At 72.0% G+C, this 11,914-nt stretch carries 10 protein-coding genes; 2 read left to right on the forward strand and 8 right to left on the reverse strand.

Annotated features, from left to right (window positions below; all coding sequences use genetic code 11):
* Positions 1-299: 299 nt before the first annotated feature.
* The 8 genes from C1706_RS13730 to C1706_RS13765 all read right to left on the reverse strand — a co-directional run bounded on the left by C1706_RS13730 (position 300) and on the right by C1706_RS13765 (position 9,695).
* Entirely contained in the window at positions 300-1,382 is a 1,083-nt protein-coding gene (locus C1706_RS13730) for a sialidase family protein (protein WP_129459806.1), read from the reverse strand.
* Between the two features lie 18 nt (positions 1,383-1,400).
* Positions 1,401-2,093 carry an N-acetylmannosamine-6-phosphate 2-epimerase gene (locus C1706_RS13735; protein ID WP_129459807.1) on the reverse strand — a complete coding sequence of 231 codons (693 nt, stop codon included), beginning with the start codon at positions 2,091-2,093 and terminating at the stop codon, positions 1,401-1,403.
* Positions 2,090-3,268 carry an ROK family protein gene (locus C1706_RS13740; RefSeq protein WP_129459808.1) on the reverse strand — a complete coding sequence of 393 codons (1,179 nt, stop codon included), beginning with the start codon at positions 3,266-3,268 and terminating at the stop codon, positions 2,090-2,092. The genes C1706_RS13735 and C1706_RS13740 overlap by 4 nt, the downstream gene beginning before the upstream one ends.
* The gene (locus C1706_RS13745) at positions 3,265-4,182 is read right to left on the reverse strand and encodes a dihydrodipicolinate synthase family protein (protein ID WP_129459809.1); all 918 of its coding nucleotides are present in this window, start codon (positions 4,180-4,182) and stop codon (positions 3,265-3,267) included. Before C1706_RS13745 ends, C1706_RS13740 begins: the two co-directional genes overlap by 4 nt.
* A 14-nt stretch (positions 4,183-4,196) precedes the next feature.
* Positions 4,197-5,066: an ATP-binding cassette domain-containing protein gene (locus C1706_RS13750; protein ID WP_129459810.1), complete on the reverse strand. Its 870-nt coding sequence runs from the start codon at positions 5,064-5,066 to the stop codon at positions 4,197-4,199.
* Positions 5,063-7,021, reverse strand: coding sequence for a dipeptide/oligopeptide/nickel ABC transporter permease/ATP-binding protein (locus C1706_RS13755; protein WP_129459811.1), 1,959 nt, complete (start codon positions 7,019-7,021; stop codon positions 5,063-5,065). Before C1706_RS13755 ends, C1706_RS13750 begins: the two co-directional genes overlap by 4 nt.
* 1 nt (position 7,022) lies before the next feature.
* Positions 7,023-7,988, reverse strand: a complete 966-nt coding sequence (locus C1706_RS13760; protein WP_129459812.1) for an ABC transporter permease — start codon at positions 7,986-7,988, stop codon at positions 7,023-7,025.
* Positions 7,989-8,078: 90 nt separating this feature from the next.
* Entirely contained in the window at positions 8,079-9,695 is a 1,617-nt protein-coding gene (locus C1706_RS13765) for an ABC transporter substrate-binding protein (RefSeq protein WP_129459813.1), read from the reverse strand.
* 79 nt (positions 9,696-9,774) lie between these two features.
* On the opposite strand from C1706_RS13765, the gene C1706_RS13770 reads away from it, so the two are divergent.
* The gene (locus C1706_RS13770; protein ID WP_129459814.1) at positions 9,775-10,488 is read left to right on the forward strand and encodes a FadR/GntR family transcriptional regulator; all 714 of its coding nucleotides are present in this window, start codon (positions 9,775-9,777) and stop codon (positions 10,486-10,488) included.
* 14 nt (positions 10,489-10,502) lie between these two features.
* Positions 10,503-11,606 (forward strand): N-acetylglucosamine-6-phosphate deacetylase, encoded by a 1,104-nt coding sequence (gene nagA, locus C1706_RS13775; protein ID WP_129459815.1) that lies wholly within the window; start codon positions 10,503-10,505, stop codon positions 11,604-11,606.
* The last annotated feature ends 308 nt before the right edge of the window (positions 11,607-11,914 follow it).

An 11,914-nucleotide genomic window follows, 5' to 3' on the forward strand; every position in this document is an offset into this window, starting at 1 on the left:
CATCAACGGGCTTATCGAGCTCCACCGCCGCATCGCCCGCGGCTTCCGGAACCGAGAGAACTACCGGCTACGCATGCTCCTCATCGGCGGCGGACTCACCGTGCCCCCACCGCAGGTATGAAGAGCCGACAAACTGAGCATCCGGCTCCCCGGCATCGGCGCGGGCGAACTGGAGGACACCCTGGGGCTCACCTCCACCACCCGCGCCTGGCTGTCCGGCTGGACCCGCTGACCCGCAACGTCCCCGCCGACGACTACGGATTACCCCGCCGAGGACTTCGGCTCACCCCGCCGAGGACTCACGGCCCGGCGACCTCCGGCGGCTTCGCCGCTCCCGGACGCCCCCGGTGCGGCACCAGGGTGGCCGGGCCGTCCACCCCCAGCTCGGACGCGGTGATCCGGGCGAACAGCAGCGCGTCGTAGTCGCCCGACTCCCACGCCACCCCCAGCGAGCCGTCGGGCAGCGGCACCGCCACCGAGTAGGCCGCCGCGCCCGCGTCGATCACGACCGGGGCGTCCCAGGTCGTCCCGCCGTCGCGCGAAACCCGCGCCACCAGGCGGCGCCGCTCGGACGGATCGTCCAGCCCGGTCGCGACCACCAGCGGGCCGGCAACCCCCGCAGCCAGCAGCGCCAGGCCGCCGTTGCAGCCGGGATCGACCAGGGCGGCGTCCGGCTCGGGGACGCCGAACGCAGCGCCGTCCGCCGAGCGGGCCGCGCGGCGCCGCGGGGTGGCGCGCGCGTGCAGCAGCACCGAACCGTCGGGCAGGCCCAGCAGCTTGGTCTCGTCGCAGTCGGGGCCGATCGGCTCGCCCAGGGCCCAGGTGAGCCCGCCGTCGTCGGAGAAGCCGGACGCCGCCCCGTGCTGCCCGCCGCGGCGCAGCACGAACGGCTGCAGCAGCCGCCCGGACGCCGTCGCCGTCCCGTTGCCGGACGAGGCGAACATGCCCGTCGCCCCGGCCGGACGCAGCGCCGACAGGTCGCGATGCGTCCAGGTCAGGCCGTCGTCGGTGGAGGTCGAGCACCACAGCTCGAGCCCCTCTTCGGCGTCCGCGCTGAAGAAGCTGCGCCCGCGCGACCCGACGTACCAGCACAGAATCCGGCCGCTCGCCGGGTCGGTCGTCAGCGACGCATCGCCGAAGCCGTGCCCGGGCTCGTGGCGGCGCAGCGCCCGCGGGGCGCTCCACGTCCGGCCGCCGTCGTCGGCGTGCCGCAGCGCCAGGTCGAAGTCGCCGGGCAGGTCGCGCCAGTCGGCGCGCACGTCGTAGGCGGCCAGGAGGCGCCCGGACGCCGTGACGCACAGCGCCGGGATCCGGTAGCGGGGCGCCTCGAACGCCGACCCGGCGAACGGCTCACCGGACCGCGCCAGCTCGACGACCTCCATGCCGCAACCCGCCGCGGCTCAGGCGGTCGCGGCCGCGCCGCCGACGGCGTCGGCGAACCAGCGCGTCAGCGTCGTCGGGTGGGTGATGGCCGTGCCGACCACCACGGCGAACGCGCCGCGGCGCATGGCCTCGGCGGCCTGTTCGGGGAAGTGGACGCGGCCCTCCACGAGCACGGGCAGCGCCTCCAGTGCGACGATCTGGTCCACGACCTCCCAGTCGGGCCCCTCGGTCTTGGGGCGCTCGCCGGTGTAGCCGGCCAGCGTGGTGCCCAGCACGTCGGCGCCCGCCGCGACGGCGGCCTCGGCGTCGGCCAGCGAGCCGCAGTCGGCCATCACCAGCACGTCGGGGTGGGCGTCCTTGAGCCCCGAGATCGTCGCGGCGAGGCTGAGGCCGTCGGGCCGGGGCCGGCGCGTGCCGTCCAGGGCCACGATCCCGGCACCGGTCGCGGCCACCTCGAGGCAGTCGGCCAGCGTCGGGGTGATGAAGACGCCGTCGTGGCCGACCTTGACCAGGCCGATCAGCGGCACGTCGAGCGCCGCGTGCATGGCGCGCAGATCGTCCAGCCCCTTGCCGCGGATGCCGACCGCGCCGCCCTCGACCGCGGCCAGCGCGATCTGGGTCATCGTGCGCGGGTCGAGCATCGGCTCGCCGGGGTAGGCCTGGCAGGAGACGATCAGGCCGCCGCGCAGCCGTTCCAGGATGGGGTTCATGCTTCCTCCACGAGATGTAGATGCGGTTCGGGGGCGGGCTGGGCGTCGTAGACGGCGCCGGCCGCGCCGATGATGGCCGCCGACTGCCCGGCGGCGGCCGGCACGACCGGGATCCCGGCCAGCACGTCGATCAGCTCGGCGCGCAGGGTGTCCTCGAAGGGACGCCACCACAGCGGCCCGGCCTCGGCGAGCCCGCCGCCGACGACGACGAGTTCGGGGTCCAGCGTGGTGACGATGCCGGCCACGCCGCGGGCCAGCCCGGACGCCGCCGCGTCGATGGCGTCCAGGGCGGCGCGGTCGCCCTGCCGCGCGCGGTCGAACACCGCCCGGGTGTCGGACGCCTCGGGCGAGCCGCCGCGGGCCAGGTAGCCGCGGTGGATCGCGGGTCCGGCGGCGAGCGCCTCGAGGTGCCCGGTGCGTCCGCAGGGGCAGCGCAGCCCGTCGGCGCCGGGCGCGGGCACGTGCCCCATCTCCCCGGCGACGTGGTGGGCGCCGGTGCGCAGGCGTCCGTCGACGACGACGGCGCCGCCGATGCCGGTGCCCGCGGCGACCATCAGGAAGGTGGACGCCGACGCGGCGGCCCCGCGCCAGGCCTCGCCGAGGGCGTGGGCGTCCACGTCGTTGCGGACCTCGACGGCGATGTCGCCGAGCCGCGCGCGGACGCCGGCGACCAGGTCGGTGCCGACCCAGCCGCGGAAGGTGTCGGTGGCCGAGACGATGGTCCCGGACGCGGCATCCACCGCGCCGGCGGTGCCGATCCCGACCCCGACCAGCCCGGGAGGGGGGTCGGCGAGAGCGTCCGGGCGGGTGTCCAGGAGGTCGCCGGCGAGGGTATCCGCGAGAGCGCCGGCGAGAGCGTCCGGGACAGCGCCGGCGAGGGCGTCCGGAACGGGAACCGACGTCCTCGGCGGCGGGAGTCGAAGTCCTCGGCGGGCGGAGCCGAAGTCCTCGGCGAGGGTGGCGGCGCGGGACGCCGTGGAGACGGTGCCGATCGCCGCCGCGGTCACCGCGGCGCGGACCGCGGACGCCACGGCGTCCAGGACCGTGTCGGGGGAGACCGCCGACGGCGTCGGGATCGTGACGACCGGGCCCACCTCACCGTCGGGGGCGACGACGGCGGCGGAGGTCTTGGTGCCGCCGAGGTCGACCCCGACGACGAGGCGGGGCTCGGTCACGTCAGCAGCCCGACCTCGGTCAGGATCGCGTTGACGCGCTCGGTGTCGGCGTCGTCGAGGCCCTGCATGGGCGCCGGCATCGCGGGCGAGGCGATGATGCCCAGCGACGCGGCCGCCGCCTTGAAGGCGCCGATGCCGCCGGCGTCCCCGGAGCGGCCCTGCGGCACGAACGCGATCTCGAACAGGCGGGCGAGCCGGTCCTGCTCGGCGCGGGCGGCGTCCCAGTCGCCGCGCTGGGCGGCGTCCCACAGCCGGGCGTAGCCCGCCGGGTCGACGTTGCCGAGCCCGGGCACGCAGCCGTCGGCGCCCAGCAGCGCCATGCCGTCCACCATGACCTCGTGGCCGGTCGACAGCGTCAGCGGGCTGCCTGCGGCGCGGTTGGCCGCGACCAGGCGGCGGAAGGCCACGTCGTCGCCGGAGGAGTCCTTGACGCCGATGATGACGCCCTCCTGGCCGAGCTGGACGAGCAGGTCGACCGGCAGCTTGGCGTGGACGCGCACGGGCACGTCGTAGGCGATCACTGGGATCGAGACGGCGGCGGCGACCATGCGGAAGTGCTCGGCGATCTCGGCTGCGTCGTTGAGCGAGTACACCGGGGCGGTCACGACGACGGCGGACGCTCCCAGCTCCTCGGCGCGCTTGGCCTGCTCGATGACGCGGGCCGCGGACATGTCGGGCGTCCCGACGACGACCGGGACGCGCCCGGCCGCGGTGGCCACGACGCGGGCGGTGACGGCGTCGCGCTCGGCGTCGGTCAGGTAGGCGACCTGGCCCGAGGAGCCCAGGGCGAACAGCCCGTGGACGCCGCCGGCGATCAGGTGCTCGATCAGGTTGTCGAGGCTGTCCAGATCCAGCGAACCGTCGGGGTTCAGCGGGGTCAGGATCGGGGGGATGATTCCGTTCAGGATGGACACGGGACAGGTGCTCCTCAGAGTAGGGACGGAACCGCGCTCAGCAGAGTGCGGGTGTAATCGTGGTGGGGATCGGTGAACAGCTGCTCGGCGGGGCCGGTCTCGACGACCTGGCCGGCGTACATGACGGCCATCCGGTCCGAGACGTAGCGGACGGTGGAGATGTCGTGGCTGATGAAGACCATCCCCAGCCCCAGCTCCTCCTTCAGGTCGGTGAGCAGGTTGAGCACCTGCGCGCGCACCGACACGTCCAGGGCGGACGTGGGCTCGTCGGCGACGATGACGTCGGGCTCGAGCGCCAGCGCCCGGGCGATGGCGACGCGCTGCCGCTGACCGCCGGAGATCTGCCGGGGCAGCACGTCCAGCGCCGAGGCCGGCAGGCCGACCAGCTTCAGCAGGACGCGCACCCGCGCCTCCCGCTCGGCCGGCGTCCCGATGCCGTGGACGCGCAGCGGGTCGATCAGCTGGTCGCGCACGGTCATGCGGGGGTTCAGCGCGGTGGCCGGATCCTGGAAGACCACCGACACCGCCCGCCCCAGCACCTTGCGGGTGTTGGCGTCGTAGCGCAGCGGCGCCCCGTGGAACAGCACCTCGCCGTCGGTGGGGTGCTGCAGGCCGACCAGGACGCGGGCCAGCGTCGACTTGCCGCAACCGGACTCGCCCACGATGCCGACGGTCTCGCCGCGGGAGATCGTGAAGTCGACGTCGTTGACGGCGTGCACGGTGCCGGGCTTGAACAGCCCGCCCGTGCGGGTCTTGTGCACCACGTGCACGTGCCGCAGCTCCAGCACCGGCGCGGGCTGCGTCGGCAGGCCCTCGGGACGGGCCGGGACGCCGGCGTCCGGCAGGTCGATCGGGTCGGTCGAGACGGGAATGGCTTCGCTCATCGGGCGTCCTCCAATTCGGGATGCGCGGCGTAGCGGTGGCTCGTGCCGGGCACGGTCACCAGGTCGGGGCGGACGTCGAGTCCGACCGTCGGGTTGAAGGAGCGCGGCGCGAACCGGTCGCCCGCGACGAACTCGCGGGGGCTGGGCACGACGCCGGGCACCTGGTGGAGGCGTCCGGTCCCGGACTCGATGGAGAGCACCGAGCCGAGCAGCCCGCGGGTGTACTCGTGGCGCGGGTCGGTGAGCAGGTCGAGCGTCTCGCCCGACTCGACGACCTGGCCGGCGTACATGACGGTGATGCGGTGCGCCACCGAGGCGACCAGCGCCAGGTCGTGGCTGACGAACACCATCGCGAAGCCGAGCTTCTCGCGCAGGCCGTTGAGCAGCTCGATGACCTGCTTCTGCACGGTGACGTCGAGGGCCGTGGTGGGCTCGTCGGCGATCACCAGCTTCGGGTTGCGGGTCAGCGCCATGGCGATCAGGACGCGCTGCCGCTGGCCGCCCGAGAGCTCGTGCGGGTAGGAGTTGAGCGTCCGCTTCGGCTCCAGGCCGACCAGTTCGAGGAGCTCCTCGGCGGTGCGCTGCCCGCCGCGGGAGGTGAGCTGCTTCATCTGGGTCTTGATCAGCATCGACGGGTTCAGCGAGCTGAGCGCGTCCTGATAGATCATGGCGATCTCGTGGCCGCGCAGGGCGTTGTGCTCCTTGGGCGACAGCTTCAGCAGGTCGACGCCGTTGAACCAGATCTCGCCCGACAGCTGCGCCGACTTGGGCAGCAGCCCCATGATCGCCATCGAGGTGATCGACTTGCCGCAGCCGGACTCGCCGACCAGGCCCATGGTCTCGCCGGGCCGCACCGAGAAGCTGACGTTGTCGACCACGTCGACGTCGCCGTGCGCCTCGGGGAACTTGATCGACAGGTTCTTGACCTCGAGCAGGGGGCCCGCGGGGCCGGTGTAGACGAGGCGGTCGTTGCGCTCCTTCTCCGCGGACGCCAGCGCCGCGAGCCGGTCGTCCAGCGGGACGACCTCGCCGTGCGGCACGGTCAGCTTCAGGCCGGCCTTCGGGTTCTCCGACGCTTCGACCGGGTCGTCGAGCTTGACCGGCTTGCGGGCCTTGGGCGCCACCATGGCGTCCGTCATGCCCTCGGACAGCACGTTCAGCGACAAGGTGGTGATGAGGATCGCCAGGCCGGGGAAGAACGTGGCCCACCAGCCGCCGATCAGCAGCAGCTGCTTGCCCTCGGCCAGCACGTTGCCCCACGACGGGTTCGGCGGCTTCACACCCGCGTTGATGAACGACAGGGACGCCTCGAACACGATCGCGTCGGCGACCAGCACGGTGGCGAACACCAGGATCGGGGCGATGCAGTTGCGGGCGACGTGCTTGATGAGGATCCACGGCGTCGAGGCGCCCATGACGCGGGAGGCCGAGACGTAGTCCTCGCCGAACTGCGCCAGCACGTTGGCCCGGACGACGCGGGTGAGCTGCGGGGTGTAGAGGAACGCGATCGCCAGCACGAGCACAGGGATCGAGTTGCCCCACACCGCGACGAACACGGCCGCCAGCGCGATGCCGGGGAAGCTCATGATGATGTCGAGGATGCGCATCAGCACCTCGGAGACCCACTTGGACGCCGTGGCGGCGATCGAGCCCAGGATCGCGGCGGCGACCAGGGCGACGGCCGTGGCCCCCAGGCCGATCACCAGCGAACTGCGGGAGCCGTTGATGACGCGGGAGAACACGTCGCGCCCGATGGCGTCGGTGCCGAACCAGTGCTCGGCCGACGGGGGCAGCGCCGGGACGCCGGACGCCTGCGGGTTCTGGGTGAAGAACGGGCCGAAGACGGCCGCCAGCAGGACCAGGGCGAACACCACGAGGGCGATGCGGGAGCCGATCGGCAGGGTGGTGAGCCGCAGGCCGGGCTGGGAGAGCTTCTCGGTGAGCTTGCGTCGCATGTCAGACCGTCCTGATCCGAGGGTTCACGAGGACGTAGAGCACGTCCACGATGATGTTGATCACGATGAACGCGATGGCCACGGTCAGCGTCACGCCCTGCACGAGGAACACGTCGTTGCGGGTGACGCCGTCGAGGATGAGCTGGCCCATCGCCTGGATGTTGAAGATGATCTCGATGATGACGGCGCCGCCCATCATGTAGCCCACGCGCAGGCCGAGCACGGTGATGGGGGTGATCAGCGCGTTGCGCAGCACGTTGCGGGCCACGACGACCGGCATCGGGATGCCGGCGCCGATCGCGGTGCGGACGTAGTCGCGGTCGAGCTCCTCGACCACCGAGGTGCGCACGACGCGGGTCAGCGAGCCCGCCACCGGGATCGCCAGGGCCAGCGCCGGCAGCGTGATGTTGTTGATCCAGATGCCCGGATCGACCCGGAACGGGACCCACTCGGAGATGACGGCGGGGTACAGCCCGGCGCCGCCGGGAACGGTGGACAGCCACTGGATCAGCAGCAGCGCCAGCCAGAACGACGGGGTCGCCAGCGCGGCGATCGACAGGACGCGGATGAGCTGGTCGGGCCAGCGGTCGCGGTACAGGGCCGCGGTCACGCCGAGGACCAGGGAGATCAGCACCGCCAGCACGAGGCCGACCAGGGTCAGCTGCAGCGTGATGGGGAAAGCCTTGGAGATGAACTCGGTGACCGGGACGTTGCCGGCCGAGGTGCCCAGGTCGCCCTGGACGAGGCCGCCGAGGAACCGGAAGTAGCGCAGCAGCAGCGGGTCGTCGAGGCCGTGCTCGGCGCGGTAGGCGGCCAGCGCCTCCGGGGAGGCGGACTCGCCCAGCGCCAGCCGCGCCGGGTCGGCGGGGGAGAAGGACATCACGAAGAACACCAGGAAGGTGACCCCGAGGATCATGATGGGCAGGGCTATCAGGCGTCTCCCGATGAGACGCAACAGGGTGGTCACGTGGTGCACTCCTTTGTGGTGGACCCTGGAGTGGGTGCCGGGGGTGTGCGCGGGGCCCGATGGGCCCCGCGCGGCCGCGCTCGGCGGGTGTTACTTGGTGGAGCCGGTGTCGAGGAAGTCGAGACCGGTGAGGGCGATGGGCTTGAAGTCGACCAGGGTGGTCTTGTCGTAGCCCGACGTGGTCTTGCGGTGGAACAGCGGGTACAGCGGGATCTCGTCCGACAGCAGGTTGAACGCCTTGCCCCAGGTGGCCTTCTGCTCGGCGGACTCCTGCTTGAGGCCGTCGTTGAGCAGCGTCTGCATCTGGTTGTAGGAGTCAGAGCCCTTCCAGTGCATGCGGGAGTCGGTCCACACGTCGCCGGCGAACCACCAGCGCATCAGCAGGTCGGGGTCGTTGCCGAACACCGAGGGATCGCCGGGGGCCACGACGACGTCGAAGGCGTCGGGCTTGCCGTCGATCGTGTTGTAAACGTCGGCGGACTTCTTCTCGGTGAAGTCGACGCTGAGCCCGACGGCCTCGAGGGCCTCCTTGATCAGCGGGGTGATCTTCTTGACCCAGCCGTGGTCGGTGCACAGCAGGCGGAAGCTCTTCAGGCCGGTCTCGGCGAGCAGCGCCTTGGCCTTCTCCGCGTCGTAGGTGTAGACGGTGGACGCCTTCTGGTAGTCCGGGTGCGTCTCCTGCACGAAGCTCGTGGCCGGCGTCGCGTTGCCCAGGTAGGCGGTCTGGATCATCTTGGGCATGTCGAGGGCGTAGAAGAACGCCTGGCGGTTCTTCACGTCGTTGAACGGCGCGGCGCCCATGTTGAACATGGCGAACAGCAGCGAGAAGCCCTGCTCGGCGGCGACGGTGGCCGACTGCTGCAGCGTCCCGATGGACAGGTCGGGCACCAGATCCATGGCCTGGACGGCCTTGGACGTCAGCGCGTTGGTGCGCGTGGCGTCGTCGGGCATGATCTTCCAGGTCATCTCCTTGGCCAGGGCCGGGCGCGGGCCGGTGTAGGCCTCGTTGCGCTCGAACTTGATCTCCTTGGAGGTGGCCGAGTTGTCGGTCATCTTGTAGGGGCCGGTGCCGACCGGGTTGGCGTCGAACGCCTTGGCGTCGGCGGACGCGACGGCCTTGGGGACGATCTTCACCACGGCGACGCGCTCGGCGACCAGGGAGACCGGGTAGGAGAGCTTGATGGTGACGGTCTTGTCGTCCTTGGCCGTGACCGAGGAGATGAAGGGGATGAACTGACGGTAGAGCGACTTGTTGTTCGGGTCGAGCACGCGCTCGAAGCTGTAGACGACGTCGTCGGTGGTGACGGGGCTGCCGTTGTGGAACACCGCGCCGTCGCGCAGGGTCGCCTCGTAGGTGGTGTCGTCGACCTTGACCGGCAGTTCCTTGGCCAGCGCCGCGTAGACGTCGCGCTTGCCGCTGGGGAGGATCTCTGTCAGTCCCTCCATCGTGTGCCAGTTGGCGGCCACGGTCAGCGCCGCCGACGTGGTCATCGGATCGAAGCCGTTGGTGCCCAGCTCGTAGCTGATGGCGGCCGTGATCGTGCCGTCGGACTTGGCGGACGCGGTCGCTCCCCCGGGCGCCGCGGTGCGCTGCGCCGGCGTGGTGCCGCAGGCGGACAGCGACCCGGCGAGGGCGGCCGCCGCGCCGATGGCGCCGGTCAGCTTGAGGAAGCCACGACGAGTGGTGGCGAGAGACCCATTCTCCATTGAAAGCTCCTATGATGTCGGACGTCTGATGTCTGACGTTGTGGCATTATAGGCACATCACCGGGCGAAGGAGCAACCGATGAAGCAAGATCGGCAGGACGGGGCGAGGGCCACCGTCAATGCCATCAAGGACCTGATCCTGAGCGAACACCTCCGCCCCGGCGACCCCATGCCGACCGAGGTCGATCTCGTCGAGAAGCTGGGGGTGTCCCGGTCGTCGGTCCGCGAGGCCATCCGCACCCTGGTGGCGCTGGACATCCTCGAGGTGCGGCACGGCACCGGCACGTTCGTCGGCCAGCTGTCGCTGCGTCCGCTCGTGGAGGGCATGGTGTTCCGCGGCGTCCTGCTGCCCGGCGACGACCTGTCGGTGCTGCGCGAGGTCGTCGAGGTGCGCAAGGGGCTCGACCTGAGCCTCGCCCCGCGGGTCGTGGAGCGGCTCTCCGGCGCCGACACCGCGGACCTGCGCGTCTGCGTCGAGGAGATGAAGGTCCTCGCCGCCCAGCACACCACCTACCCGGTGCAGGATCGGCAGTTCCACCTCAACCTCGCCGAGCGGCTCGGCAACGCCCTGTACGGCCAGCTCGTCGCCGCTTTCTGGGACATCCACACGACCGTGGCGCCGCGGCTCGGCGTGGTCGGGCAGCGCGACCTGGACGTCACCGCCGCCGCCCACGAGGCCATGCTGGACGCCGCGGTCAGCGGAGACCTCGAGGCGTACCGGGCGGCCGTGGAAGCGCACTACGATCCGATTCTGAGGGTGCTGGACGACCGGCACCTCGTCACCGCGTCCTGAGGAGGGACTCCACCATGATCCGTCTCCGCGCCGACCGCGTCTTCACCGGCCACGAACTGCTCACCCCCGGTGAGCTGGTGATCGAGGGCGAAGCCGTCGTGGGCGTGGGGGCACCGGCCGAGGGCCCGGGCGAGGTCGTCGAGCTCGGCGACGTGACGCTCGCGCCCGGCTACGTCGACGTCCACGACCACGGCGGCGGCGGGTTCTCGTTCGTGGAGGATCCCGCGGCGGCCGCGGCGCTGCACCGGTCGCACGGCTCGACGTCGGTGGTCGCCTCGCTGGTCACCCAGTCGATCGACGAGCTCGAGGCCCAAGTGCGGGCTTTGGCGGTGCTGGTGGACGCCGGCGAGCTGGCCGGCATCCACCTGGAGGGCCCGTGGCTGAGCCCCAAGTACAAGGGCGCCCACCCCGTCGACCGGCTGCGCGACCCGGCCCCCGCGGAGGTCGAGCGGCTGCTGGACGCCGGCGCGGGCACCGTCAAGATGGTCACCATCGCCGCCGAGCGCGAGGGCGCGCTGGAGGCGATCCGCACGATCGTGGCGCACGGCGCCGTGGCCGCCCTGGGGCACTCCGACTGCACCTACGACCAGGCCGTCGCCGCGATCGACGCCGGCGTGACCGGCGCCACCCACCTGTTCAACGCGATGCCTGGACTCAAGCACCGCGAGCCGGGTCCGGTGCTCGCGCTGCTGGAGGATCCGCGGGTCTGGCCCGAGCTGATCGTGGACGGCATCCACCTGCGTCCCGAGCTGGCGGCGTGGGTGATGGGCGCCAACCCGCGCATCGTGCTGATCACCGACGCGATGGCCGCGGCCGGCTGCGACGACGGCGACTACGTGCTGGGCGAGCTGCCCGTCGAGGTCCGCGACCACGTGGCCCACATCGCCGGCACCGACACCATCGCCGGCTCGACGCTGACGCTCGACCAGGGCGTGGTGAACGCCATCGAGGCGGGCGTCGACCCGCTGGTCGCTCTGGCGGCGGCGACGAGCCGCCCCGCGGAGTACCTGGGCCTGTCGTCGGTGGGCAGCTTCGCCCCCGGCACGCGCGCCGACGCGGTCGTCCTGGGCCCCGACTGGTCGGTCTCCCGCGTCCTCTACCGAGGCGCCTGGCTCTAACCCGCCCGCCGACGACTACGGCTCCCCCCGCCGACGACTTCGGCCCCCGTCGCCGAGGACTTCGGGTTACGGCGTCGAGGACTTCGGCTTAGGTCGCCGAGGACTTCGAGTCCCGGCGTCGAGGACTTCGGCTTACTTCGCCGAGGACTTCGAGTCCCGGCGTCGAGGACTTCCGCTTAAGTGGCTCTTCGTACTTGCGGTGGGTGGGGTGCGACACGCCGGGTGAGGCGGGTGGGTTGAGGTAGGGGTCGAGGCCCTCAGGATCAGGAGTTACCACACTCCCCGTTCCGAGGACCTCGACTGTGACC

It is taken from the genome of Propioniciclava flava, assembly GCF_004126535.1.
Lineage (GTDB): Bacteria > Actinomycetota > Actinomycetes > Propionibacteriales > Propionibacteriaceae > Propioniciclava > Propioniciclava flava.